This window comes from Paracoccus sp. SY, assembly GCF_002901215.1.
Taxonomy (GTDB): domain Bacteria; phylum Pseudomonadota; class Alphaproteobacteria; order Rhodobacterales; family Rhodobacteraceae; genus Paracoccus; species Paracoccus acridae.
This window is the reverse complement of the sequence record NZ_NWMQ01000002.1, coordinates 159,737-185,612: the sequence shown is the minus strand read 5'-3', so window position 1 is coordinate 185,612 and position 25,876 is coordinate 159,737. Positions and strand designations below refer to the sequence as shown.

The window sequence follows — 25,876 nt, the reverse complement described above, 5'->3', positions numbered from 1 at the left end:
GATCCGGCGCGGCAAGGCCATCCCCGCCGCCCCCTGTCTATAGCCAGTGCTTCCAGCGCAGCACCAGCCAGGTCGCCGCCGCCGTCGCGGCCATCAGTCCCAGGGCCATGGGATAGCCCCAGCGTTCGTCCAGTTCCGGCATCACCTCGAAGTTCATGCCGTAGATGCTGGCGATCAGCGTCGGCGGCAGGAACAGTGCCGCCACGACAGATAGAATGCGCACGGTGTTGTTCTGTTCCAGATTGATCATGCCCAGCGTCGTGTCCACGGCCAGGCTGACGCGCGAACCCAGGAAGTCGGCATGAACCTCCAGCGCCTGGACGTCGCGCAACTGTCCCTGGACCACCGGGCGCAGCCGCTTGGCCTCGGGCTGTTCGTCAACGGTGGCCATATAGAAGGCCAGCATCCGTTCGATGGTCAGCAGGGACAGGCGGAGGCGGGCCAGGGCTTCGGCTTCGCGTCCCACCTGGCGCAGCGCCGTTTGCAGCCGGTCCCCCTGGCCCCGCGCGGGCCGGGTCTCGAAGATCGAGATGGTGGCATCGTCCAGCAGGCGGCCCGACCCTTCCAGGATGTCGGCCAGGCGGGCGATGATCTCCTCGGCCAGGCCGATGAACAGGCGGTGCGCGGTGGCGCAGCCCAGGGTGGACCGTTCGGCACGTTCAGGGAATGTCAGGAAGGGCCGGGGCGAATGATGGCGCACCGTCACCAGCCGCCGGGGCGACAGGATGAAGCTGACGGGCATCGTCACGCGGTTGCCGTCGCCCCGTTCGCCCGGCAGCACGGCCGTCATGGTGTCGATCCCCGCTTCCCGGTAAAGCCGGTTGGAAATCTCGATCTCCTCCATGTCCGCCAGGGTGGGAACATCCACGCCCAGTTCCTTGAGCAGGGCCGTTTCCTCTTTCCCCGGCGCGATCAGGTCGATCCAGATGGCGTCGGACAAGGGGGCGTCCCTGTCCTGCCGGACAATGCGGCCCTGGTGGATGACATAGGAATACATCATGGCAGCCTCCGGCCCCGGTCGCAGCCTTGGTAGCCTGCCCATCGGCAAAGAAAAAGGGTGCCACGAAGGCACCCTTTCCATCCGTTCCAGGACCCGCCGCTTAGTATGTGCGGTCGCGGAAATAGTCGTCGATGTTGCGTTCGGCCTCGTTCTTGGTCCAGCCGTATTTTTCCTGCAGCTTGCCGGCAAGCTGGTCCTTGCTGCCGTCCATCCGGTCCAGATCGTCGTCCGTCAGGTCGCCCCATTGTTCCTTGAGCGAACCTTTGACCTGTTTCCATTTGCCCTGGATGATATCCCAGTTCATGCCTATCTCCTTCGAAGCATCGATCTGGTGAATTAACATTTGGCAGTCCGACGGGGTTCCCGAGGGGGGTTCAATTCACCGGATCGTGAGGGTCGCGGCCCTCGGCAAAGGCGATCAGGTTGTCCAGCGCACGCAGGGCCATCGCCGTTCTGGTATCGTCGGTCGCGGTGCCCAGATGCGGCAGCAGCGTGGCGTTCGGGGCGTCGAGCAGGCCTTGGGGAACCAGCGGTTCGCGTTCGTAGACGTCAAGGCCCGCGCCGGCGATAACGCCGTCCTGCAGGGCCTGGATCAACGCGGCCTCGTCCACCACGTCGCCGCGGGCGATGTTGACCAGATAGCCCCGCGGGCCAAGCGCGGCCAATTGCGCGGCGCCGATCAGATGCCGCGTGCCGGCCCCGCCCGGCACCGCCAGGACGGCAACGTCCGCCTGTTCCAGCATGGCTTCCAGCCCGCCGATCTGGCGGGCGGGGAAATCCAGGCCGGCGACGGTCGAGCGGTTGAAGAACATCACATCCATCCCGAAGCCGTAGTGGCAGCGGCGGGCGATGGCCTGGCCGATGCGGCCCATGCCGACGATGCCCAAGGTCCGGCTCGTCGCGTGCCCGCCCAGAAGCTGCGTCGGGTTCCACCCGGTCCACTGGCCGGCGCGCAGGATCCGTTCGCCTTCGCTGGCGCGGCGCAGGGTCATCAGGATCAGCATCACCGCGATGTCGGCGGTGGCATCCGTCACCACGTCGGGCGTGTTGGTGACGACCACCCCCGCCGCCTTTGCCGCAGCGGTGTCGATATGGTTATAGCCCGCCCCGAAATTCGCCAGGATGCGGCAGCGCGGCTGGTCCGCGAAGGCGGTGGCGGTGAAGGCGTCGCCCAGCGTCGGCATGATTGCGTCGTAATCGCGCAGGGCGGCGGCGGCCTCTGACTCGGACAGGGGGGTGTTGTCGCGGAAGGTCGCGTCGAAACGGTCGCGGATCGCCTGGGTGGCGCGCGCGGTCATGGGCCTTGTGACAAGCAGCCGCATCAGTAAAGCCTTCCTCCATTCGGGACATCAAGGTCGGGACGGATCAGCACCACTTCCCCATCGGGGTCGGGAACGCCCAGGACCAGAACCTCGGACCGGACGGGACCGATCTGGCGGGGCGGAAAGTTCACCACGCAAAGCACCTGCTTGCCGACCAGTTGCGCGGGTTCGTAATGCCGCGTGATCTGGGCCGAGGATTTGCGTTCCCCCAGATCCCCCACATCCAGCCACAGCTTGATCGCGGGCTTTCGCGCCTCGGGGAAGGGTTCGGCGCGGGTGATGGTCGCCACGCGGATATCGACCTTCAGGAAATCGTCGAAGCTGATGGTCATTGCGCGGCCTTTCCCAATTCGCGCCCGCGTTCGGTGGCGGCGGCGATCGTGCGCGCCATCAGGGGCGGCAGACCGGTATCGGGATCCATCAGCACCCGCAGTCCCGCCGCCGTGGTTCCGCCCGGCGAGGTGACGTTTTCGCGCAAGACCGCCGGATCCTCGTCGGCATCGACGGCAAGCGCCCCCGCCCCGGCAACCGTCATGCGCGCCAGTTCCAGCGACAGCGCGGCGGGCAGGCCCTGAGCCTCGCCCGCCTTGGCCATCGCCTCGATCAGGTGGAAGACATAGGCCGGGCCGCTGCCCGACAGGCCCGTCACCGCGTCCATCTGATCCTCGTGGTCCAGCCGGACCACGCGGCCGACGGCCCCCATCAGCGTCTGGGCCAGATCCAGATGGGCGGGCGTCGCCAGACCGTTGCCGATCATGGCGCTGATGCCCTGACCGATGGCGGCAGGGGTGTTGGGCATCACGCGGACGATCGGCGCGCCGGGAAAGACCGCCTCGAACGTGGCGATGGTGGTGCCCGCCGCGACCGACAGGACCAGCGTGTCAGACAGGCGGGGCACGCCGCCCAGGGCCTGCGCCATCATCTGCGGCTTGACGGCCAGCACCAGAACGGCGGGATCGGCGGGCAGGCCGGTGTTCACGCGCAGCCCCTTGTCCAGCCATTCGGGCGCAAGATGCGGGTCGATCACCGTGACGGCGCCGGGTTCCAGCCCGCGCGCCAGCCAGCCGCGCAGCATCGCCCCGCCCATCCGGCCGCAGCCCACCAGCACCAGCCCGCGCGTGTTGAGATCGTCGAAATCGCCCATCCGGCCCCCCTTGTCCCGGCGGGGCCAAGCGCCCCTCATGCCCGTCCGTAGGCCTCGCCCAATGCGATGTCCAGTGCGGCGGCGGGGCTGCTGTTGCCCCAGGCAACCAGTTGGAAGGATGGATAGAAGCGTTCGCAACCCAGCAGCGCGTTGCTGATCATCCGGTCCACCTGTTCGGCCGACGCCACCGCGTCGCCCGCCAGTACCAGGCCATAGCGCCAGACCATCAGCCGCTGCTTGGACCAGAAGGTGAAGCCGCCGTCCCAGACCTGGTCGTTGGCCAGGTTCATCGTCTCATAGACGGGGGGCAGGCGGTCGGCAGGCGGGTCCAGATCGAAGGTGCAGATCAGGCGCAGCACGGATTCGCGCGCGGACCAGGCCAGCGTCAGCGAATAGCTGCGCCACTGGCCCTGGACCACCATGGCGATCTGGTCGTCGGCCAGCCGGTCGAAATCCCAGTCGTGATGCAGGGCCACCGCCTCGACGATGTCGATGGGATGAATCTCATCGGTCGGAATCACTGCTTCCGTTAGCGCCATGTCAGCATCCTGCCTCGGACGGGACGCGATTTCGTGCCGCTGCCCCTTGTTTGCAGAACAAGACCGGGCGTTTTCGCCCGGTTGTCCTTACCAGATATCGTGGTCGGCTTTTGCCGGTCTGTAAAGCGGAATTCCTGGAAAGATTGTGGAAAACTGTCGGCTTGGGTAAGCGGGACACAAATGTCCAGCAGGTGCGGTCAAGGCATGAAGCCCGATCATGGCAGCGATACCGGCGGGTCTGCGGCGCGCTTCGGACAGGGCGCCTGGATCGACCTGTCCACGGCGATAAACCGCCGCCCCTGGCCCCTGGGCGACCTGCCGCCGCAGGTGTGGCGCGCGCTGCCGACGGCAGCCGCGCGCGACCGGCTGATCGCGACCGCCGCCGCCTGGTTCGGCTGTCCCGCCGCGCAGGTTCTGCCGGTCGCGGGCGCATCTGCCGCCATCAGGATGATCCCGCGCCTTCTGCCCACGGGGCGGGCGGCGGTGATCGCGCCCAGCCATGACGACCATGCGGCCAGCCTGGGGGCGGCGGGCTGGCAGGTGTCCCAATTCGCCCGCCCCGAGGCGATGGAGGGGGCCGACCTGGCGGTGGTGGTCAATCCCAACAATCCCGACGGCCGGGAATGGCCGCCCGAGGTTCTGGCCCGGCTGGCCCGCCGCGTGGGCCATCTGGTCGTGGACGAAAGCTTCGCCGATGTCTGCCCGGATCTGTCGCTGGCCCCTGCCCTGCCCCCGAACGTGCTGGTGTTGCGAAGCTTCAGCCCGTTCTGGGGCCTGGCCGGGCTGCGGCTGGGCTTCGTGCTGGCACGGCCCGACCTGCTGGGCCGCCTGTCGGACGCCGCCGGACCCTGGGCCGTCAACGGACCCGCGCTGCATGTCGGCGCGCAGGCCATGGCGGACCGTGCCTGGGCCGACGCCACGGTTCTTTATCATGCCGAGGCCGCGCTGCGGCTGGACCGCCTTGCGATCCGTGCAGGCTGGCGTCCGGCGGGCGGCACGCATCTGTTCCGGCTTTACGATACGGGCGACGCCGCCGCAGCACAGGAACGGCTGGCGCGGGCGCATGTCTGGACGCGTCGTTTCTCCTTTTCGCGAACATGGCTGCGGATGGGCATTCCCGGCGGGCATGAGGAATGGGACCGGCTGACCGACGCCCTGCGCAAGATCTAGGCAAGGCGTCCGCGCCTTGCTGCGGCTGGGCCGTTCCGGCTTTCCTTCTCGCACCTGCCTTCACATCGTGTAAGCTGACGGCAGGGACAGCAGGGGAACGGCATGTCGATCAAGGCCAGCATCTATCACCTGACGCATTACAAATATGACCGTCCGGTGATCCTTGCCCCCCAGGTGATCCGGCTGCGCCCCGCGCCGCATTCACGGACCCGCGTCATATCCCATTCGCTGAAGGTCACGCCCGAAGACCACTTCGTGAACCACCAGCAGGATCCCTTCGGAAACTGGCTGGCGCGGTATGTCTTTCCCGAACCCGTACGCGAGCTGAAGATCGAGGTCGATCTGGTCGCGGACATGACCGTCTATAACCCCTTCGACTTCTTCGTCGAGGATGCGGCCGAATACTGGCCCTTCGACTATGCCCCCGACCTGGCCGAGGAACTGGTCCCCTATCGCCAGGCCGAACCCGCCGGTCCGCTGCTGGCCGCGATGCTGGCCGGGATCCCGCGCGAAAGGACCCGCACGGTCGATTTCCTGGTCGCCCTGAACGCGCGCATCGCGGGCGAGACCGCCTATACCATCCGCATGGAACCCGGCGTCCAGACGCCCGAGGAGACGCTGGACCTGCGCAGCGGATCGTGCCGCGATTCCACCTGGCTGCTGGTCAATGCGCTGCGCCACCTGGGCTTTGCCGCGCGCTTCGTGTCGGGATACCTGATCCAGTTGAAGCCGGACCTGCAGGCTCTGGATGGCCCGTCCGGCACCGCCCATGACTTCACCGACCTTCACGCCTGGGCCGAGGTCTATATCCCCGGCGCGGGCTGGATCGGGCTGGATCCGACATCGGGCCTGCTGACCGGCGAAAGCCATATCCCGCTGGCCGCCGCGCCCCATTACCGGTCCTGTGCCCCCATCAGCGGCATGGCCAGCTTTGCCGAGGTCGATTTCGACTTCGACATGCAGATCCGCCGCGTGGCCGAACACCCGCGCATCACCAAGCCCTTCAGCGATGATGCCTGGGCGGACCTGAACCGCCTGGGCCACCGGGTCGATGCGGCGTTGCGCGAAGGCGACGTGCGGCTGACCATGGGCGGGGAACCCACTTTCGTGTCCATCGACGATTTCGAATCCGCCGAATGGAACACCGATGCCGTGGGCCCGACGAAACGCCACCGCGCCGACGTGCTGATCCGCAAGCTTCGCCAGCGTTTCGCACCCAACGGTTTCCTGCATTACGGTCAGGGCAAGTGGTATCCGGGCGAGACGCTGCCGCGCTGGACCTTCTCGCTGTACTGGCGCAAGGACGGCCAGCCCATCTGGCAGAACCCCGACCTGATCGCGAATGAGGCCGACGACGCCACGGTGACGCCCCTTCAGGCGCAGGAACTGCTGCGGGAGATGGCGGCCGAACTGGGCGTGTCCGACGACAACGTCCTGCCCGCCTATGAAGACCCCGCCGAATGGCTGGTGCGCGAGGCGAACCTGCCCGCCAATGTCAGCCCCGAGAACAGCAAGCTGGAAGACCCCGAGGCCCGCCATCGCATCGCCGCCGTCTTCAATCGCGGCCTGACCACGCCCACGGGCTTCGTGCTGCCGATCCAAAGCTGGCAATCGAAATCCGGCATCACCTGGTATTCCGAACGCTGGCGGCTGCGGCGCGGGCATGTCTTCCTGGTGCCCGGCGACAGCCCGGTCGGATACCGCCTTCCGCTGTCCTCGCTGCCGCATCTGCCGGCTTCGGTTTATCCCTATATCAACCCGACCGACCCGACGGTCGAACGCGCGCCGCTGGCCGAACCGGGGGAGATCGCGCCGGATCGCAAGTCCCAGCCGATGGCCAGCTTCGTCGCCAACCAGCCGATCCAGGACGTGGTGCAGCAGGTGCCCGGCGTCGGCGTGCCGGAATTGCAGGGCATGGTCCGCACGGCCCTGTCGGTGGAACCCAAGAACGGGCGGCTCTGCGTCTTCATGCCGCCGGTGGCGACGCTGGAGGAATACCTGGATCTGCTGCGCGCGGTCGAGGCCGCGGCCCTGCGCCTGGACCTGCGCGTCCATGTCGAAGGCTATGCGCCCCCGCAGGACCCGCGTCTGAACATGATCCGCGTGGCCCCCGATCCCGGCGTGATCGAGGTGAACATCCATCCTGCCGCGTCATGGGACGACTGCGTGGCCATCACCCAAGGCGTCTATGAGGACGCGCGCCAGTCCCGCCTTGGCGCGGAAAAGTTCATGATCGACGGCAAGCATACCGGCACGGGCGGGGGCAACCATGTCGTCGTGGGGGGCGCCACCACCAACGACAGCCCCTTCCTGCGCCGCCCCGACCTGCTGGCCAGCCTGATCCTTCACTGGAACCGGCATCCCTCGCTGTCCTATCTGTTCTCGGGCCTGTTCATCGGTCCCACGTCGCAGGCCCCCCGGATCGACGAGGCACGGCACGATGCGCTTTACGAACTGGAAATTGCGCTGGCCCAGATCCCCGCGCCCGACCGGGGCACGCCGCCCCTGCCCTGGCTGACCGACCGGCTGCTGCGCAACATCCTGACCGACGTGACCGGCAACACGCACCGCGCGGAAATCTGCATCGACAAGCTGTATTCCCCCGACGGCCCCACCGGCCGCCTGGGGTTGGTCGAGTTCCGGGGCTTCGAGATGCCGCCCGACGCGCGGATGAGCCTGGCGCAGCAACTGCTGCTGCGCGCGCTGATCGCGCGGTTCTGGCGCGAACCGGCCACGGGCGACCTGACCCGCTGGGGCACCGCGCTGCACGACCGCTTCATGCTGCCGCATTTCGTCTGGACCGATTTCCAGGATGTGTTGCGCGACCTGACCGACCACGGCTTCCCGATGCAGGAGGAGTGGTTCAAGGCCCAGGCCGAGTTCCGCTTCCCCTTCTGCGGAGAGGTCGAGGTCGAGGGCGTCCACCTGGAACTGCGCCAGGCGCTGGAACCCTGGCACGTCCTGGGCGAAACCGGGGCGATCGGCGGAACCGTGCGCTATACCGACAGCTCGACCGAACGGTTGCAGGTCAAGCTGTCCTCGGCCGATCCGTCCCGCTATCGGGTGCTGTGCAACGGTCGCGCGGTGCCGCTGGCCGATGTGGGCGCGGGCGAAGCCGTGGCGGGGGTGCGCTTCAAGGCCTGGCAGCCCGCATCGGCGATGCATCCCGTTCTGCCCGTCGATGCGCCGCTGACCTTCGACATCTTCGACAGTTGGTCGGGCCGCGCCCTTGGCGGCTGCGTCTATCACGTCGCCCATCCGGGCGGGCGCAACTATGACACCTTCCCCGTCAACGGGAACGAGGCCGAGGCTCGCAGGCTGGCGCGCTTCAGCCCCCATGGGCACCGCCCCGGACATGGACACACGGTTCCGCCGGAACGGATCCACCGGGAATTTCCGTTGACCCTGGACCTTCGCCGCGCGGCCGGGGTGTGACGCATGGCGGGCGACCGGGCAGACAGCCTGGAACAGCCGCGCAGCGCGGCCTATCGCCCGCTGCCCGGCGTGCCGGACGAGATGGTCGCCCCCGACGGCAAGGTCCGCCCGCTGTGGCGCAAGCTGGTCGCGCATCTGGACGCCTTGCCCGACGACGGCCTGGCGCGCGATCTGGCGCGTGCCGACCGCTACCTGCTGGATAGCGGCGTCTTCTATCGCCAGTACGGCGGCGGCGAATCCGTCGAACGCCCCTGGCCGCTGAGCCATATCCCCGTCCTTCTGGCCGAGAAGGAATGGAAGGACATCGGCGCGGCCCTGCGCCAGCGCGCCGACCTTCTGGAAGCGGTGATGGCCGATCTTTATGGCCCGAACGAGCTTGTCGAGACCGGCCGCCTGCCCGCAGCCCTGGTGGCGGGCAATCCCGAATGGCTGCGTCCGATGGTGGGGGTCAAGCCGCGCGGCGGGCATTTCCTGCATTTCCTGGCCTTCGAACTGGGGCGCGGCCCGGACGGCGAATGGTGGGTGCTGGCGGATCGCGCGCAGGCGCCTTCAGGGGCGGGCTATGCGCTGGAAAACCGGGTCGCCACGTCCCGTGCGTTTTCCGAGCTTTACCCGGACGGCAACGTGCATCGGCTGGCGGGATTCTTTCGCAATTTCCGCGATGCCTTGCAGGCCCAGGCCACCGACAAGGACAGCCGCGTGGCGATCCTGACGCCCGGCCCCATGAACGAGACCTATTTCGAACACGCCTATATCGCCCGTTACCTGGGCTTCACCCTGCTGGAAGGCGACGACCTGTGCGTGTCGGGCGACCGGCTGATGGTGCGCACCGTCCAGGGAATGCGGCAGGTCGATGTGCTGTGGCGCAGGCTTGACGCGCAATATGCCGATCCCCTGGAACTGGATCCCGCGTCCCGCATCGGCACGCCCGGCATGGTCGCGGCGCTGCGGGCGGGCGCGGTGACGATGGTGAACGCCTTGGGCTCGGGCGTTCTGGAAACCCGCGCGCTGATGGCCTTTCTGCCGAAGCTTGCGCCGGATCTGGTCGGCGCGCCGCTGGCCATGCCCAATATCGCGACCTGGTGGTGCGGCGATCCCGCCGCCCGCGCCGCGGTGCGCGCCAGCCCGCGCCGGATGGTGCTTGCGGATGCGCTGACCACGCGCCTGCCCTTCGACCCCACGGACGACCTGACGCGCGCCGTTGGCCTGCCCGCCGAGGTGCTTGACCGCCGGCTGACGGAGGGCGGCGGCGATCTGGTCGCACAAGAGGCCGTGACCCTGTCCACCACCCCGGCCCTTGTGGACGGCGCCCTGGTGCCGCGCCCCATGACGCTGCGCGTCTATCTGGCCCGGACGGCGCGGGGCTGGGCCGTCATGCCGGGCGGCTTCGCGCGGATCGGCACGGGCGCCGACGTGTCCGCCCTGGCCATGCAGGAAGGCGGTGCCGCCGCCGATGTCTGGGTCGTCAGCCCCTTGCCCGTGCCCGCCATCACCATGGCCCGCCAGGTAAGCGCCGCAGACACACGCATGGCCGCTGGCGGCCTGCCCGCGCGATCCGCCGACAACCTGTTCTGGCTGGGCCGCTATGCCGAACGGGCCGAAGGGATCGTGCGGCTGATGCGCGCCTATCACACGCGCCTTGCCGAATCCGGCGGAACGGGCGCGCCCTTGCTGGCGGGGTTCGACCCCCTGTTCCGCCAGATGGGCATCGACCCCGCTGCGGCCATCCCCCAGAAGCTTCTGGACAACCTGTCCGCCGCCATCGGCAGCGCGGGCAGCGTGCGCGACCGCTTTTCCCCCGACGCCTGGTCCGCGCTGCACGACATCGACCGCAGCGCACGAAAGCTGGCCCCCAAGGTCTCGGCCGGCGACGACGCGGCCCGCGCGCTGTCCGCGTTGCTGCGCAAGCTGGCGGGGATTTCCGGGCTGGTTCATGAAAACATGTACCGCTTCGTCGGCTGGCGCTTCCTGACCATCGGCAGGCTGCACGAACGGGCCATGGGCACGGCGGCGCTGCTGGCCGTGCTGTGCGATCCCAAGGCGCCCGAAGGCGCGCTGGATCTGGCGATCGAGGTGGGCGACAGCATCCTGACCCATCGCCGCCGCTTCACCCTGAACGCGTCCCGCGCCACCGTGATCGACCTGCTGGCGCTGGACCCGCTGAACCCGCGCGCGCTGCGCCATCAGATCGACGGGTTGCGCGAACAGGTGGACATGCTGCCCGCTGCCAATGACCACGGCGCCTTGTCGCCCCTTGCCCGCGAAGCCCTGCGCCTGCACACCGACCTGGCCACCGCCGAACCCGCCAGCCTGACGACCGAGGCTTTGTGGGGCCTGCGCGCGCGCATCGCCATGCTGTCCGACATCCTGACCACGACCTATTTCCACTGATGCTGTATCGCCTGCGCCTGTCCATCCGATACGACTTCGCCCGTCCCACCGGCGTGGGGCGGCAATTGCTGCGGATCAGCCCCGCAGACCTGCCGGGGATGCAGGACGTGCATCACAGCAGCATCGTCATCACCCCCCCTCCGGCCGAGCGGAGCCAGTTCACCGATTTCTTCGGAAACGAGGTGACGCAGCTTGTCATGCCTGCCGGGCTGACGCAGGTGCGCATCGACATGACCGGCCGGGTGCGCCGGCTGGGCGAGGAATCCGAACTGGATCTGTCCGCCAGCCTGGACCGCCTTCCCGACGACCTGCATGAGATCACCGACCTTGGCCCCCATTCGCCGCATCACTTTCTGCGCCCTTCGCACCGGATCCCGGCAGTGGCGCCGATCGCCGATTTCGCCCGGAAGGCCTGCGGCAAGGCCGCGACCGCGCGCGAGGCGGTGGAATGCCTGGGCCGTGCGATCCACGGCCACATGCGCTTCGACGCCCAGGCGACCGAGGTGGACACCCCCATCGCCCAGGCCTTCGCGGGCCGCCACGGGGTTTGCCAGGATTTCTCGCAGATCATGATCTCGGGGCTGCGCAGCCTTGGCATCCCGGCGGCCTATGTCTCGGGCTTCCTGCGCACGAACCCGCCGCCGGGAAAGCCCCGGCTGGAAGGCGCGGATGCCATGCACGCCTGGGTCCGCGCCTGGATCGGGGCCGAGGCCGGGTGGTGCGAATACGACCCGACGAACGACTGCTTCGTGGCCGCCAATCATGTCACCATCGGCTATGGCCGCGACTATGCCGACGTGGCGCCCGTCACCGGATCCATGCGCCTGGCGGGCGGCCAGACGACCAGCCACAGCGTCGATATCCTGGCCGAGGATTAGGCAGGCACCAAAACCGCCACCAAGGCGTTGGCGGATATGGATGCACCATTCGCAAGGCCATCCAGCGCACCAAGGCAGGAAGGAACCCATGGAAAACACCGAAACCGTCCACAGCACGCTGTTCCTGCTGAGCGTCGCGGCAGCCTCGGTCGGGCTGTTGCTGGTGCTGATCATGCGCTTCAAGCTGCATGCCTTCATCGCCCTGGTCCTGGTCAGCCTGCTGACGGCCCTTGTCACCGGCATCCCCCTGGCCGAGGTGGTGCCGACCCTGCTGACGGGCTTCGGCAACACCCTGGCCACCGTCGCGCTGCTGGTGGGCTTCGGCGCCATGATCGGCCGCCTGCTGGAGGTATCGGGCGGCGCGCAGATCCTGGCGGACCGGCTGATCAACAAGTTCGGGGAACGGCGCGCGCCCTTCGCGCTTGGCGTGGCATCGCTGCTGTTCGGGTTTCCGATCTTCTTCGACGCGGGGCTGATGGTGATGCTGCCCATCATCTTCAGCGTGGCGCTGCGCTTTGGCGGGTCGGTGCTGCTTTACGCGCGCTGCCGGCCGCCGGAGCCTTTGCGGTGATGCACGCCCTGGTGCCGCCCCATCCCGGTCCCGTCGCCTCGGGCGATCTGGTAGGGGCGGATATCGGGCTGTTGCTGATCGTCGGCACCATCGTGGCGCTGCCCACCTGGTATGTCGGCAGCTATCTGGTGTCGCTGTTCCTGGGCCGGCGCTTCACCGTCCCGGTGCCGGAACTGCTGGGCGCGAACGACGAACACCGCCTGACCGGCGAACCGCCGGCCTTCGGAACGGTGCTGCTGATCCTGCTGCTGCCGCTGATCCTGATCTTCTTCAACACCGGCCTGAACACGCTGGCGACGATCGGCGCCATCGACGGAGACGCGGCCTGGGTGAACCTGCTGCGGATGCTGGGCCAGACGCCCGTCGCGCTGCTGATCACGCTGCTGATCGCGCTGTATCTGCTGGGGCGCGGCAACGATCCGGCGCGGATGGAAAAGATCGTGGACGGCGCGCTTGGCCCGATCTGCGCCATCATCCTGGTGACCGGCGCGGGCGGCATGTTCGGCGGCGTCCTGCGCGCCAGCGGCATCGGCGAGGCCCTGTCGGGCAGCCTGGAATCGGTGGGCCTGCCGCTGATCGTGGCGGCCTTCGTCATCGCCACCGCCCTGCGCGTGGCCCAGGGGTCGGCCACGGTGGCGCTGACCACGACGGCCAGCCTGATCGCCCCCACCGTCGCCGCGACGCCCGGCTTGTCGGAACTGGACCTGTGCTTCCTGGTCATCGCCATCGCGGGCGGCGCCACGGTTCTCAGCCATTTCAACGATTCAGGGTTCTGGCTGGTGGGGCGGTTCCTCAAGATGGATGAGACGACCACGCTGAAGACCTGGACCGTGATGGAGACGACCATCGGCCTGACCGCCTTCGCCTTTGCCCTGCTGGGCTGGTGGCTGCTGTGACGGGGCCGCAGCACATCGTCGTGATGGGGGTTTCCGGCGCCGGCAAGACCACCACCGGGGAAGCCCTGGCCGCCCATCTTGGCTGGCCCTTCGTGGAAGGAGACGCCTTCCACCCCCAGTCCAACGTGGACAAGATGGCCCAGGGCACGCCCCTGACGGACGCGGACCGCGCGCCCTGGCTGCACGCCCTGGCCGACCAGATCGCCGGGGCCGAAGCGCGGGGCGAAAGCTCGGTCCTGGGTTGTTCGTCGCTGAAGCGCAGCTATCGCGACATCCTGCGCAGCGGGGCGCCGCGCGTGCGGTTCCTGCATGTCCACGGCACGCGCGAATTGCTGTCGGATCGGCTGAACCATCGCGCGGGGCATTTCTTTCCGCCCAGGCTTCTGGATTCCCAACTGGCCACGCTTGAGCCACTGGCCCCGGACGAGGACGGCGCCGTCCTCGACATGATGCTGACGCCCCAGCAGCAGGTCGCCCAGGCGGTGCGCCTGCTGGGCCTGTCCTGACAGGAAACGGGCGGGATTGTGCAGCATCATTGAACACTGAAACCAGCAGATCCGGTCTAATTAACGACAAATCAGGGGGTTATATCCATGTCATAGAAACGACAGACAGTTGAGACATATCATGAAAAACATCGCAGCCATCCTTGGCGCCGTTATCCTTGCCACCGGAACCGCGCAAGCCGCCAGCTACAATTCGGGCAATTCCGACGCCGACATGCCGACCGCCCCGGTCGTCGCGGCGCAGACGGTCGAGGTCAAGGCAGCCGACCTGATGAACAAGAAAGACCTGGAACGCGCAGGCATCGACGCCGACGCGACCCTGTCGGTCAGCGACTTCACCGCGCCCGGCCCCCGTTCGACCTATATCCGCTAAGCCGTCGCAAGGCAGGATTGCAACCGCCCCTGATCGGGGCGGTTTTCCTTTTTTGCGGCCCGGTGCATGGTGGCGCGCATGGATACCAGCGTCTTCCGCACCTTTGTCAGCGTCATCGACGAGGGCAGCTTTGCCGCCGCAGCGTCGCGCATGGGCATTTCCCGCAGCCTGTGCAGCAAGCACATCGCCGATCTTGAAGCCCGCCTTGGCGTCCGTCTTCTGGTGCGCACCACGCGCAAGGTGACGCCGACCGCCGCGGGCCTGGCCTACAGCCGGGACCTGCGCGAGATCCTGGCGCGGCTGGATGCGGCGACCGAAGCCGTCAAGGCGACCACGACAAGCCAGTCGGGCACGCTGAAGATCGGCAGCCCGATCTTCTATACGCTGAAGGTGCTTCAGCCGCATCTGCTGGACTTCATGGAACAATACCGCGATGTGCAGTTGCAGATCGTCCTGGACGATGGGACCAGCGACATCGTGGGCGACGGCTTCGACGCGGTGATCCGCATCGGCAACCTGCAGGATTCGACCCTGCACGCGCGGCGGCTGCACGCGGTGCGCATCATGCTGGTGGCCTCGCCCGATTACCTGGCGCGGATGGGCCGCCCGGAAAAGCCCGCCGACCTTCTGCGCCACGATTGCCTTCACTATACCAACCTGCCCGGCAACCTGACCTGGCCGCTGCGCCGGGGCAGCCGCACGATCCGCCAGCCGGTCCGGCCGGTCTTCTTCAGCAACAACACCGAGATGCTGCATTCCATGGCGCTGAACGGCAGGGGCCTGGCGCTGCTGCCGGAATTCGTCGTGCGCGACGATGTCAAGGCCGGCAGGCTGGATGTGGTGATGTGCGAATACGCCCTGCCCGACCTGCCGGTGAACCTGGTCTATCCATCCGGCAAGCTGATGACCGGCGCGATGCGCAGCTTCCTGGATTTCGCGGTCAAGCTGCAGCTTGACTGAAGAAAGGCGCCCCGAAGGGCGCCTTTCAAGTCTCAGCAGCTGTAATACATCGCGTATTCGATCGGGTGGGGCGTATGCTCATAGGCATAAACCTCCTCCCACTTCAGCTTGATATAGGCTTCCAACTGGTCGCGGGTGAAGACGTCGCCCTGCAGCAGGAAGTCCATGTCCTTTTCCAGTTCCTCCAGCGCCTCGCGCAGGGACCCGCAGACGGTCGGGATTTCGGCCAGTTCCTCGGGCGGCAGGTCGTACAGGTCCTTGTCCGAGGCGGGGCCGGGGTCGATCCGGTTCTTGATCCCGTCCAAGCCCGCCATCAGCAGCGCCGCAAAGGCCAGATAGGGGTTGGCCGCCGGATCGGGGAAGCGAGCCTCGACGCGCTTGGCTTTCGGCGATTCGGTCCACGGAATGCGGACACAGCCCGACCGGTTGCGGGCCGAGTAGGCGCGCAGCACCGGGGCCTCGAAGCCGGGGATCAGGCGCTTGTAGCTGTTGGTGGACGGGTTGGTCAGCGCGTTCAGCGCCTTGGCGTGCTTGAGGATGCCGCCGATGAAATACAGGGCCTCCTGGCTCAGGTCGGCATATTTGTCGCCGGCGAACAGCGGCTTGCCGTCCTTCCAGATCGACATGTTCACATGCATCCCCGACCCGTTGTCGCCCTTCATGGGCTTGGGCATGAAGGTCACCGACTTGCCATAGGCGTGGGCCACGTTGTGGATGACATACTTGTATTTCTGGATGTTGTCGGCCTGTTCGACCAGGCCGCCGAAGATCAGGCCCAGTTCGTGCTGGCCGGTGGCGACCTCGTGGTGGTGCTTGTCCACCTTCATGCCCATCCGCTTCATGGTGGACAGCATCTCGCCCCGGATGTCCTGGCCCGCGTCGATGGGGTTGACCGGGAAATACCCGCCCTTCAGGGGCGCGCGGTGGCCCTGGTTGCCCATCTCGTATTCGGTGTCGGTGTTCCAGGCGGCATCCACCGAATCGATCTGATAGGACACCTTCTGCGGCGAGACCTGGTAACGCACGTCGTCGAAGATGAAGAACTCGGCCTCGGGGCCGCAATAGAAGGCGTCGCCGATGCCGGTGGATTTCAGATAGGCCTCGGCCTTGACGGCGGTGCCGCGCGGGTCGCGGGCATAGGCCTCTCCCGTGTCGGGCTCGACCACGTTGCAATGCACGCAAAGCGTCTTTTCGGCATAGAACGGGTCCAGATAGGCCGACGAGGGGTCCGGCATCAGCTTCATGTCGGACTGGTCGATCGACTTCCATCCGGCGATCGAGGAACCGTCGAACATGAAGCCTTCCTCGAAGAAGTCCTCGTCGATCAGATCGACATCCAGCGTCACATGCTGAAGCTTGCCCTTGGGATCGGTGAAGCGGACGTCCACATAGGCGACCTCCTCGTCCTTCAGCAGCGTCAAAACGTCATTGACCGTCATCTCTTCCCTTTCTGCGTCGATGCGCCCCGGCTGTCCTGCCCGGCGCGATAATCCTGTTGGTATGTTGTTCTTCTGTCTCAGACCGCGTCGTCGCCGGTTTCACCCGTGCGGATGCGGATTGCCTGCTCGACAGGCGATACGAAAATCTTGCCGTCGCCAATCTTTTCCGTGCGGGCCGCGCTGACGATGGCGTCGATGGCGGCCTCGACCTGGTCGTCGGGCAGCACCATCTCGATCTTCACCTTGGGCAGGAAATCGACCACGTATTCCGCGCCGCGATAAAGCTCGGTATGGCCTTTCTGGCGACCGAAGCCCTTGACCTCGGTGACGGAAAGACCCTGCACGCCCACCTCTTGCAGCGCCTCTTTCACGTCGTCCAGCTTGAACGGCTTGATGATCGCCTCGACCTTCTTCATCGCAATGATCCTTCCTCGCGGCTTGCCTGAGGACTGATTGGCGGGTTTCATGGCTTGGGTAAACGGGCGTCGATGCCGATTGCGCCAGCAATCAGGCGGCATCCGGGATTGTGCCTGTTTTTTGTGCGATTCGATGAATTAAAAGGCAGATGCCATGTCAGCTGGCTGCGAAATCCTGACCACCGCCCAAATGCGCGCCATCGAAACCACCGCCATGAACAGCGGCAGCGTCACGGGCCTGCAGTTGATGGAACGCGCGGGCCGGGCGGTGGCCGATCAGGTGCGCCTGCGCTGGCCCAAGGCTGGGCGCGCCACGGTGTTGTGCGGGCCGGGGAACAATGGTAGCGACGGCTTTGTGGTGGCCCGTCTGCTGCGCCGGGCGGGATGGCGCGTCAGGGTCCTGGGGATGGACAACAGGCCCGGCCCCGATGCGGATCACATGAAACGGCAATGGCTGGCAATGGGCGGGCTGGAACCGCTGGACGCGGCGGTGCTGCACGCGCAACCCGCCGACATCGTGGTGGACGCGATCTTCGGGACCGGGCTGGCGCGGCCACCGTCTGGCCCCTTGGCCGAGGTGCTGGAAAGCCTTGCCACCCACCCCGCTCCGGTCGTCGCCGTGGATTGCCCCAGCGGTCTCTGCCTGGACAGCGGCGCGTTCCTGGGCAGGCCAAGGCAGGTTTCGGATCGGGACCTCCGCGCGCGGCTGACCGTCGCCTTCGACAGTCCCAAGCCCGGCCACCTTCTGGAACGCGGCCCCGAATGCTGCGGCGAACTGGTCATCGCCGACATCGGCCTACGTCCGTGGCGAGAGGCCCGCACCCAACAACCCGTGCTGACCGCCATATGGCCGCGCTTTGCCATTCCGGACGCCCGGTGCATCCAGGACAATCGTCTGGGCAAGCAGTCGTCCTCTCACCCCCACAAGTTCAGCCACGGCCATGCGCTTGTGCTGGCGGGTGGGCGGGGCAAGGGCGGCGCCGCGCGGCTTTCGGCGCGTGCGGCGCTGCGGATCGGCGCGGGCCTGGTCACCATCGCCCCGCCCTTGGACGCGCTGCCCGACCATGTGGGCCAGCCCGATGCCCTGATGCGGCGCGGCATCGACGACGACGCGGCCCTGCATGATGCACTCGGCGATGCACGCATCAACGCGCTGTGCATCGGGCCGGGCAGCGGCGTCAACCGGGCGGAGATGCTGCTGCGCGCAGCCCTGCCCGCCCGCCGTGCCACGGTGCTTGACGCGGATGCGCTGACCGCGCTGTCGCAGGCGGCCGACCTGATGGGCGCGCTGCATCCGGCCTGCGTCCTGACGCCGCACGGGGGCGAATTCGCGCGCCTGTTTCCTGACCTGGCTGGGCATCTGGATGGTCTGCCCGCGAAGGGTCCGGCCTATTCCCGGCTGGATGCCGCAAGGGATGCCGCGGCCCGCTGCGGCGCGGTCGTGCTGCTGAAGGGCCCCGACACCATCATCGCCGCCCCCGATGGACAGGCCCGCATCCACTCCGCCTTCGACGTGCCCTGGCTGGCCACAGCAGGGGCGGGCGACGTGCTGGCGGGGATCATCACCGGTCTTCTGGCGCGGGGTTTTCAGCCGCTGGACGCCGCCAGCCTGGGCGCGCTGATCCACGCCAAGGCCGCCCGCGCCTTCGGTCCCGGACTGATCGCGGACGACCTGCCGGACATGATCCCGCAGGTCCTTCGTCAACTCACTTGTAGATCGATTAGGTAGAATGTGGGCGCCTAAAGGCGCCCACATATTGAGTGACTAGCTCTGATCCTTAAGGACCAGAATGGGCCATCCTCGCTTGCCAAACGCCTTTGCATAGAGACGCTGCCCGGTTGTCGGGCACATCTTCCATGCTCTGAAGATATATCGGTATCCGGGCGGCGGTGGGGGTAGAGAGCCATTAGAGTGGGTCAAAGTGACCTCCTTCAATTCGAAGGCCTCTTGTTGCCAATCCAGTATTCCCAAGCTACCTTCAAAATTGCCGTGAATCGGGTAAGCTGGAAGGGATTGGTCTGCGCTGGTGGGCCTTCTTGACCAGACGCCGATTTCGAACAAAGGCTCGAGTTTTTCTCGAGCCTTTGTTTTTATTAGAAATCCCAGTCCTCGTCCTCGGTCGCGACCGCCTTGCCGATCACATAGGACGACCCGGACCCGCTGAAGAAATCGTGGTTCTCGCTGTCGGGCGACAGAGCCGCCAGGATCGCCGGGTTCACCTCGCAGACCTGGGGCGGGAACAGCGCCTCGTAGCCCAGGTTCTGCAGCGCCTTGTTGGCGTTATAATGAAGGAACGCCTTCACATCTTCGGTCAGCCCGATCCCGTCATAGAGTTCCGCGGTATAGCGCTGCTCGATGTCGTACAACTCGAACATCAGCGAGAAGGCGAAATCCTTCAACTCGGCCCGGCGTTCCTCGCTCTCGCGCTCAAGCGCCCGCTGGAACTTGTAGCCGATGTAATAGCCATGCACCGCCTCGTCGCGGATGATCAGGCGGATCAGGTCGGCGGTATTGGTCAGCTTGGCGCGGCTTGACCAATACATCGGCAGGTAGAAGCCCGAATAGAACAGGAAGCTTTCCAGGAAGACCGATGCGATCTTGCGCTTCAGCGGGTCGGAGCCAGCCTTGTATTCTTCCAGGATCAGACGTGCCTTGCCCTGCAGATGCGGGTTTTCCTCGGCCCAGCGGAAGGCCTCGTCCACTTCCTTGGTCAGGCACAGGGTCGAGAAGATCGAGGAATAGGACCGCGCATGGACCGCCTCCATGAAGGCGATGTTGGACAAAACCGCTTCCTCGTGCGGGGTGATCGCGTCGGGCATCATCGAGGGCGCGCCGATGGTGTTCTGCACCGTGTCCAGCAGCGTCAGCCCGGTGAACACACGGATCGTCAACTCCCGTTCCGCCGGGCGCAGCGTGGCCCAGCTTTGCACGTCATTGGACAGCGGCACCTTTTCCGGCAGCCAGAAGTTCACCGTCAACCGGTTCCAGACCTCAAGGTCCTTCTCGTCGTCCAGGCGGTTCCAGTTGATCGCGCGGGCGACCATCTGCATCACATGATCCTTCATCCCGAAGAACCCCTCTCTTTGCTTTGGCTTAAATATCCCGGGGGTCCGGGGGCTGGCCCCCGGCTTGGCTCAAAGAGTGCAGGACACGCAGCCCTGGACCTCGGTCCCCTCCAGCGCGGTCTGGCGCAGGCGGATGTAATAGATCGTCTTGATGCCCTTCTTCCACGCATAGATCTGGGCACGGTTGATGTCCCGCGTCGTGGCCTCGGCCGGGAAGAACAGCGTGAGGCTCAGGCCCTGGTCCACATGCTCGGTCGCGGCGGCATAGGTGTCGATGATCGCCTCGGGGCCAATCTCATAGGCGTCGCGATAGTATTCCAGGTTCTCGTTCGACATGAAGGCGGCGGGGTAATAGACCCGGCCGATCTTGCCTTCCTTGCGGATCTCGATCTTGGACACGATCGGGTGGATCGAACTGGTCGAATTGTTGATATAGCTGATCGACCCGGTCGGCGGCACCGCCTGCAGGTTGCGGTTATAGAGCCCGTGCTTCATCACGTCCGCTTTCAGCGCGGCCCAGTCGTCACGCGTGGGCAGGGTCACGTTCCCGAAGACGCGCGCCACGTCGGGCAGCGTCGGCAGCCAGTCGCGGGTGGTGTATTTGTCGAAGAACGACCCGTCGGCATATTTCGACTTCTCGAAATCCTTGAAGGTCTGGCCCTTCTCCTGCGCCAGCAGGTTCGATGCGCGGATCGCGTGAAAGGCCACGGCCGCGAAATAGACCGACGTGAACTCGACCCCCTCGGGCGATCCGTAATGGATCCGCTCGCGCGCAAGGAAGCCGTGCAGGTTCATCTGGCCAAGGCCCACGGCATGGGCCTCGTCATTGCCGCGCCGGATGGATGGCACGGCCTCGATCGCGGACATTTCCGACACAGCGGTCAGGGCGCGGATCGCGGCCTCGATGGTGGCGCCGAAGTCCGGGCCGTCCATGGTCGCCGCGATGTTCAGCGAACCCAGGTTGCACGAGATATCAGTGCCCAGGTGCGAATAGCTCAGATCCTCGTTGAACTCGGACGCCTCGTTCACCTGCAGGATCTCGCTGCACAGGTTCGACATGGTGATGCGGCCATGAACCGGGTTCATGCGGTTCACCGTGTCCTCGAACATGATATAGGGATAGCCGCTTTCGAACTGGATCTCGGCAATGGTCTGGAAGAACTCGCGCGCGTTGATCTTGCGCTTCTTGATGCGCTTGTCGTCCACCATCTCGGCGTATTTCTCGGTGACCGAGATCTCGGAAAACGGCACCCCATAGACCTTCTGCACGTCATGGGGCGAGAACAGGTACATGTCGGCGTTCTTTTTCGCCAACTCGAAGGTGATGTCGGGGATCACCACGCCCAGGGACAGCGTCTTGATGCGGATCTTCTCGTCCGCATTCTCGCGCTTGGTGTCCAGGAAGCGCATGATGTCGGGGTGGTGGGCGTTGAGGTAGACCGCCCCCGCCCCCTGCCGCGCGCCAAGCTGGTTGGCATAGCTGAAGCTGTCTTCCAGCAGCTTCATCACCGGGATGACGCCGGACGACTGGTTCTCGATCCCCTTGATGGGGGCACCGGCCTCGCGCAGGTTGGTCAGCATCAAGGCCACGCCGCCGCCGCGCTTGGACAGTTGCAGGGCGGAGTTGATGGACCGGCCGATGGACTCCATGTTGTCCTCGACCCGTAGCAGGAAGCAGGAGATCAGCTCGCCCCGCGACTTCTTGCCGGCGTTGAGGAAGGTGGGCGTGGCCGGCTGGAAGCGGCCCGACAGCATCTCCTCCATGAAGCGCATCGCCAGCGCCTCGTCCCCGCGCGCCAGCGCCAGGGCGACCATCACCACGCGGTCCTCATAGCGTTCAAGATAGCGCTGCCCGTCGCGGGTCTTCAGCGTATAGCTGGTGTAATACTTGAAGGCGCCCAGGAAGGTCGGGAAACGGAACTTGCGCTTGAAGGCGGCGTCCCAGATCGCCCGCTGGAAGTTCTTGGAATACTGGTCCAGGACCTCGGGCTCGTAATAGCCTTCCTCGACCAGGTAATCCAGTTTCTCGTCCAGCGAATGGAAGAAGACGGTGTTCTGGTTCACATGCTGCAGGAAATACTGCCGCGCGGCCATGCGGTCAGCGTCGAACCGGATGCGCCCGTCGGCGTCATACAGGTTCAGCATCGCGTTCAGCGCGTGGTAATCGAGTTCAGGCTTCAGGCCGTCAAGCATTCCAACCCCCGGAATTGATGAAGGCCCGCGCGGACCTTTTGAATGTCGGTGTCCGTCCCCGCCAGCTCGAACCGCCACAGCACGGGGACCTTGCATTTGTCTGCGATGACGCGGCCCGCAAGGGCGAAGGTCGCGCCGAAATTGCGGTTGCCCGCGCCAATGACGCCGCGCAGGTGGCTGCGGCGGCGGGGATCGTTCAGGAAGTGGATCACCGCCTTGGGGACCGCGCCGCGCCCCTGCCCGTCCGCATAGGTCGGGCAGATCAGCACGAAGGGCGCGCCGACCTGCGGCATCGGGTCCGAAGGCCTGATCGGGATCCGCTGCGCCGGAAGGCCCAGCCGCGCGACGAACCGCGCCGTATTCCCCGAGGCCGAGGAATAATAGACCAGCCCGCAAGGCGGGGCTTCACCCCACCGGCCCCCGCCCATCGAGGGTCAGCCCAGCCGGCCGATCATGTCGGGCCGAAAGCCCGCCCAATGCGCGTCACCGGCGATCACCACCGGGGCCTGGCGATAGCCAAGCGCGGTCACACGTTCCATCGCCGCCGCATCCTCGGTCAGGTCGATGACGTCATAGGTCAAGCCACGCGCATCCAGGGCGCGAGTCGTTGCGGTGCATTGCACGCAGGCGGGTTTGGAATAAACGATGATGGTCATGCCCACTGCTCCTTCGTTCTGGACAAAAGGGGGCATCATGGCCGCAGGGGGCACCCCGCAGGCCACGGCGCCGGACCCTTGCCCGGTGTCATTTCTGTCTTGGCCTGCTCTGGCCCCTTGCCGATAGCTTGCCGGGCCCGCCAGTCGGTCGCAATCAGGGACTTTCCAGACCGGAAAGGCGGTAACCCGCCCTGCCGCAATGGAAATCGTCAAACCGCGTCTCGACCACAGGATATAGACACGAACACTTCTAAATCGTCAACATGTGGTTATCGCTTGACAGGCGATTCGGTTCCGCCTTTCCGCAATCTGTCGCCAAATTGCCGCACCGAACATTTCTGGAGGCCGGGACTTCCGCAGGACCGTGCGGGCGATGTCTCAATCACGCGACACAAGGTCGCAATTTGTCCAGCACGGCGTCGCAATCGGGCTAAGTTGCACCCCATAGCAGCCAGCACCTCCATGGGTCCAGACATGAATACGCCCTCGACCGCCAGCCTGATCGCAGAACGCGTCCCCGGCTTTTCCCTGCCTCGTGATCTTTATTGCGGACAGCAGGCCTTCCAGGACGACCTGGAACATATCTGGTACCGCGAATGGCTGTTCGCGCTGCCGTCCTGCGAGATCCCCAAAACCGGCAACTTCGTCACGCTGAACGTGGGCGCCTATCCCGTCATCGTGGTGCGCGGCGCCGACGGGCGCATCCGCGCCTTTCACAACGTCTGCCGCCACCGCGGCCAGCGGCTGTGCCCCAAGACCAACGGGACCAACCCCAAGCTGGTCTGCCCCTATCACCAATGGACCTATGACCTGGACGGCAAGCTTCTGTATGCCCGCGACATGGGCGAGGGTTTCGACGCCAGCAAATACGGGCTGAAGCCGGTCCATTGCATCGACCTGGGCGGCATGGTCTTCATCTGCCTGGCCCAGATCCCGCCCGCGATCAACGAACTGGCCGCGAACCTGACGCGCTTCGTCGCGCCAAGCGCCATCGCCGACAGCAAGATCGCCTTCACCTCGACCATCATCGAAAAGGGCAACTGGAAGCTGGTGATGGAAAACAATCGCGAATGCTATCATTGCGGCGGCTCGCATCCCTCGCTGTGCCGGACCTATTCCGACGATCCGCTGATGACGGTGATGGAGGGGCCGAATTCCGCATCCCCCGAGATCCTGGACCACTGGGGGCGCTGCGACGCGGCCAACCTGCCCGCGCGCTTCACCAATGCGCCCGACATGCAGTGGCGCATGGCCCGCGTGCCGCTGATGGACAACCAGGAAAGCTTCACCATGTCGGGCAAGGCCGCCGTGTCGCGGCGCATGGGGACCATCCCCTGGAACGACGCGGGCAGCCTGATGTTCTATCACTTCCCGTCGTCCTGGAACCACTTCCTGCCCGACCACGCCATCGTCTTCCGCATCCTGCCGATCAGCCCCACCGAAACCGAGGTCACGACCAAGTGGCTGGTCCACAAGGACGCGGTCGAGGGCGTGGACTATGACCTCCAGAAGTTGACCGAGGTGTGGCTGAACACCAATGACGAGGATCGCCAGGTGGTCGAGGAGAACCAGAAGGGCATCCTGTCCCCCGCCTATCAGCCCGGACCTTACTCGCCGACGCAGGAAGCGGGCGTCATCCACCTGATCGACTGGTATTGCGGGCTGATGTCCCGCCGCCTGTCCCCCAACGCGGTCGCGGCGGAGTAAGACGCGCATGAAGAAGCCACGCCTGAACTGGGCCGCCGAGCCGTGGTCCGACGACGAGTTGCTGGAATGTGCGATGGTCGTTCCCGAAACCGCGGACGCCGCCACCTTCACCTTCCGGGCGCCGTCGGGGGCGTGGTTCGATTACCAGCCGGGGCAGTTCATCACGCTGGACCTGCCCCTGCCGTCCGGCAACGTGCAGCGGACCTATACGATCAGTTCAAGCCCGTCGCGGCCCTTGTCGATCTCGGTCACGGTCAAGGCGCAGCGCACGTCGCTGGCGACGCGCTGGATGCTGGACCACCTGCGGCCGGGCATGAAGATCAAGGCCTATGGACCGTCCGGTATTTTCACCACCCACCGCCATCCGGCCAGGAAGCATCTGTTCATCTCGGCCGGGTCGGGGGTCACGCCGATGATGTCGATGACTACCTGGGCCTGGGATTCGGGCGAGATGCCGGACATCGTCTTCGTCCATGCCGCGCGAAGCCCGTCCGACATCATCTTCCGCCGCAGGCTGGAACAGTTCGCGGACCGCGTGCCGGGATTGCAACTGCGCTTCACGGTCGAGGAGAACGACCCCTTCACCGCCTGGACCGGCTATCTGGGCCGACTGAACCAGATCATGCTGGGCCTGATGGCGCCCGATTACCTGGAACGAGAAGTGTTCTGCTGCGGGCCCGAGCCCTTCATGCAGTCCGTACGCGACATGCTGGTCGCGCTTGGCTTCGACATGGACCATTACCACCAGGAAAGCTTCGGCGCCCCCATCAGGACCGAGGCCGACGCCCCGGTGATCGAGGATGTCGCCCCCGAGGAAGGCGCCAAGGCCCAGATCACCTTTGCCGCCAGCGGCGTCACCGTGCCCTGTGCCGAAACCGATACCGTTCTGGCCGTCGCCAAGCGGTCGGGCCTGAACATCCCCTCGGGCTGCACCTTCGGTCTGTGCGGCACCTGCAAGATCAGGAAGACCTCGGGCGAGGTGCATATGGTCCACAACGGCGGCATCAGCGACGAGGATATCGCCGAAGGCTTCATCCTTGCCTGCTGCTCGCATCCGCTAGGCCCGATCGCGGTCGAGGTCTGAAGGGACCGTTCCCCAACGACGCCGGGCCGCGTCTGGTTCACCCGCCGGGCAATCTGTCGCGGCCTGGCGCCGATGTGCGGTTCAGATAACAGAAAAGTTGGATAAATCCTGCAATCGCGGGCAATCTGGA

Annotated in this window: 24 protein-coding genes; 12 read left to right on the top strand and 12 right to left on the bottom strand. The window is 66.0% G+C overall.

Annotation, left to right across the window (positions count from 1 at the left end):
• Positions 1 to 37: 37 nt before the first annotated feature.
• The 6 genes from CK944_RS02705 to CK944_RS02680 form a co-directional block, all read right to left on the bottom strand.
• Positions 38 to 1,000, bottom strand: a complete 963-nt coding sequence (locus CK944_RS02705) for a magnesium transporter CorA family protein (RefSeq protein ID WP_103171491.1) — start codon at positions 998 to 1,000, stop codon at positions 38 to 40.
• A 100-nt stretch (positions 1,001 to 1,100) separates the two neighbouring features.
• Positions 1,101 to 1,304, bottom strand: coding sequence for a CsbD family protein (locus CK944_RS02700; RefSeq protein WP_103171490.1), 204 nt, complete (start codon positions 1,302 to 1,304; stop codon positions 1,101 to 1,103).
• Between the two features lie 70 nt (positions 1,305 to 1,374).
• Positions 1,375 to 2,322, bottom strand: a complete 948-nt coding sequence (locus tag CK944_RS02695) for a D-glycerate dehydrogenase (protein ID WP_103171489.1) — start codon at positions 2,320 to 2,322, stop codon at positions 1,375 to 1,377.
• On the bottom strand, positions 2,322 to 2,654 hold the full coding sequence (locus CK944_RS02690; protein WP_103171488.1) for a tRNA-binding protein: 333 nt from the start codon (positions 2,652 to 2,654) through the stop codon (positions 2,322 to 2,324). The genes CK944_RS02695 and CK944_RS02690 overlap by 1 nt, the downstream gene beginning before the upstream one ends.
• A complete protein-coding gene (proC, locus tag CK944_RS02685; protein WP_103171487.1) occupies positions 2,651 to 3,466 on the bottom strand; it encodes a pyrroline-5-carboxylate reductase in 816 nt (271 codons plus the stop codon). The genes CK944_RS02690 and proC overlap by 4 nt, the downstream gene beginning before the upstream one ends.
• Positions 3,467 to 3,501: 35 nt before the next feature.
• On the bottom strand, positions 3,502 to 4,005 hold the full coding sequence (locus tag CK944_RS02680) for a YbjN domain-containing protein (protein WP_103171486.1): 504 nt from the start codon (positions 4,003 to 4,005) through the stop codon (positions 3,502 to 3,504).
• Positions 4,006 to 4,209: 204 nt separating this feature from the next.
• Between CK944_RS02680 and cobD the strand changes: the two genes are divergently transcribed.
• From cobD to CK944_RS02640, 9 genes are all read left to right on the top strand, one after another.
• Positions 4,210 to 5,175, top strand: coding sequence for a threonine-phosphate decarboxylase CobD (cobD, locus tag CK944_RS02675; protein ID WP_103171485.1), 966 nt, complete (start codon positions 4,210 to 4,212; stop codon positions 5,173 to 5,175).
• A 102-nt stretch (positions 5,176 to 5,277) separates the two neighbouring features.
• Positions 5,278 to 8,610 carry a DUF2126 domain-containing protein gene (locus CK944_RS02670; protein WP_103171484.1) on the top strand — a complete coding sequence of 1,111 codons (3,333 nt, stop codon included), beginning with the start codon at positions 5,278 to 5,280 and terminating at the stop codon, positions 8,608 to 8,610.
• A 3-nt stretch (positions 8,611 to 8,613) separates the two neighbouring features.
• Positions 8,614 to 11,001 carry a circularly permuted type 2 ATP-grasp protein gene (locus CK944_RS02665; RefSeq protein WP_103171483.1) on the top strand — a complete coding sequence of 796 codons (2,388 nt, stop codon included), beginning with the start codon at positions 8,614 to 8,616 and terminating at the stop codon, positions 10,999 to 11,001.
• The gene (locus CK944_RS02660; RefSeq protein WP_103171482.1) at positions 11,001 to 11,879 is read left to right on the top strand and encodes a transglutaminase family protein; all 879 of its coding nucleotides are present in this window, start codon (positions 11,001 to 11,003) and stop codon (positions 11,877 to 11,879) included. Before CK944_RS02665 ends, CK944_RS02660 begins: the two co-directional genes overlap by 1 nt.
• Before the next feature lie 88 nt (positions 11,880 to 11,967).
• The gene (locus CK944_RS24175) at positions 11,968 to 12,450 is read left to right on the top strand and encodes a GntP family permease (RefSeq protein ID WP_256388070.1); all 483 of its coding nucleotides are present in this window, start codon (positions 11,968 to 11,970) and stop codon (positions 12,448 to 12,450) included.
• Positions 12,450 to 13,346 (top strand): GntP family permease, encoded by an 897-nt coding sequence (locus CK944_RS02655; RefSeq protein ID WP_256388075.1) that lies wholly within the window; start codon positions 12,450 to 12,452, stop codon positions 13,344 to 13,346. Before CK944_RS24175 ends, CK944_RS02655 begins: the two co-directional genes overlap by 1 nt.
• Positions 13,334 to 13,852 carry a gluconokinase gene (locus tag CK944_RS02650; RefSeq protein WP_229665139.1) on the top strand — a complete coding sequence of 173 codons (519 nt, stop codon included), beginning with the start codon at positions 13,334 to 13,336 and terminating at the stop codon, positions 13,850 to 13,852. Before CK944_RS02655 ends, CK944_RS02650 begins: the two co-directional genes overlap by 13 nt.
• 121 nt (positions 13,853 to 13,973) lie before the next feature.
• Positions 13,974 to 14,225 carry a hypothetical protein gene (locus CK944_RS02645; protein ID WP_103171480.1) on the top strand — a complete coding sequence of 84 codons (252 nt, stop codon included), beginning with the start codon at positions 13,974 to 13,976 and terminating at the stop codon, positions 14,223 to 14,225.
• A gap of 78 nt (positions 14,226 to 14,303) precedes the next feature.
• Complete coding sequence (locus tag CK944_RS02640; protein ID WP_158247938.1) at positions 14,304 to 15,185, top strand: LysR family transcriptional regulator; 882 nt, start codon at positions 14,304 to 14,306, stop codon at positions 15,183 to 15,185.
• A 32-nt stretch (positions 15,186 to 15,217) separates the two neighbouring features.
• Here CK944_RS02640 and glnA read toward each other — a convergent pair whose 3' ends face one another.
• Together glnA and CK944_RS02630 are read right to left on the bottom strand one after the other, a co-directional pair.
• Positions 15,218 to 16,624 (bottom strand): type I glutamate--ammonia ligase, encoded by a 1,407-nt coding sequence (gene glnA, locus CK944_RS02635; protein WP_103171478.1) that lies wholly within the window; start codon positions 16,622 to 16,624, stop codon positions 15,218 to 15,220.
• 77 nt (positions 16,625 to 16,701) lie between these two features.
• Complete coding sequence (locus CK944_RS02630) at positions 16,702 to 17,040, bottom strand: P-II family nitrogen regulator (protein ID WP_103171477.1); 339 nt, start codon at positions 17,038 to 17,040, stop codon at positions 16,702 to 16,704.
• 154 nt (positions 17,041 to 17,194) lie between these two features.
• Between CK944_RS02630 and CK944_RS02625 the strand changes: the two genes are divergently transcribed.
• Complete coding sequence (locus tag CK944_RS02625; protein WP_103171476.1) at positions 17,195 to 18,769, top strand: NAD(P)H-hydrate dehydratase; 1,575 nt, start codon at positions 17,195 to 17,197, stop codon at positions 18,767 to 18,769.
• A 365-nt stretch (positions 18,770 to 19,134) separates the two neighbouring features.
• On the opposite strand, the gene nrdF is transcribed toward CK944_RS02625, so the two are convergent.
• The 4 genes from nrdF to nrdH all read right to left on the bottom strand — a co-directional run bounded on the left by nrdF (position 19,135) and on the right by nrdH (position 22,955).
• A complete protein-coding gene (gene nrdF, locus CK944_RS02620) occupies positions 19,135 to 20,091 on the bottom strand; it encodes a class 1b ribonucleoside-diphosphate reductase subunit beta (protein ID WP_370463858.1) in 957 nt (318 codons plus the stop codon).
• Between the two features lie 84 nt (positions 20,092 to 20,175).
• A complete protein-coding gene (nrdE, locus tag CK944_RS02615; protein ID WP_103171474.1) occupies positions 20,176 to 22,299 on the bottom strand; it encodes a class 1b ribonucleoside-diphosphate reductase subunit alpha in 2,124 nt (707 codons plus the stop codon).
• Positions 22,284 to 22,727, bottom strand: a complete 444-nt coding sequence (nrdI, locus tag CK944_RS02610; RefSeq protein ID WP_103171693.1) for a class Ib ribonucleoside-diphosphate reductase assembly flavoprotein NrdI — start codon at positions 22,725 to 22,727, stop codon at positions 22,284 to 22,286. Before nrdI ends, nrdE begins: the two co-directional genes overlap by 16 nt.
• A gap of 6 nt (positions 22,728 to 22,733) precedes the next feature.
• Positions 22,734 to 22,955, bottom strand: a complete 222-nt coding sequence (gene nrdH, locus CK944_RS02605) for a glutaredoxin-like protein NrdH (protein ID WP_103171473.1) — start codon at positions 22,953 to 22,955, stop codon at positions 22,734 to 22,736.
• A 474-nt stretch (positions 22,956 to 23,429) separates the two neighbouring features.
• Here nrdH and CK944_RS02600 point away from each other — a divergent pair, with 474 nt between their 5' ends.
• Both CK944_RS02600 and CK944_RS02595 read left to right on the top strand, forming a co-directional pair.
• Positions 23,430 to 24,662 carry an aromatic ring-hydroxylating dioxygenase subunit alpha gene (locus CK944_RS02600; protein ID WP_103171472.1) on the top strand — a complete coding sequence of 411 codons (1,233 nt, stop codon included), beginning with the start codon at positions 23,430 to 23,432 and terminating at the stop codon, positions 24,660 to 24,662.
• Positions 24,663 to 24,669: 7 nt separating this feature from the next.
• On the top strand, positions 24,670 to 25,746 hold the full coding sequence (locus tag CK944_RS02595; protein ID WP_103171471.1) for a hybrid-cluster NAD(P)-dependent oxidoreductase: 1,077 nt from the start codon (positions 24,670 to 24,672) through the stop codon (positions 25,744 to 25,746).
• Positions 25,747 to 25,876 lie beyond the last annotated feature (130 nt).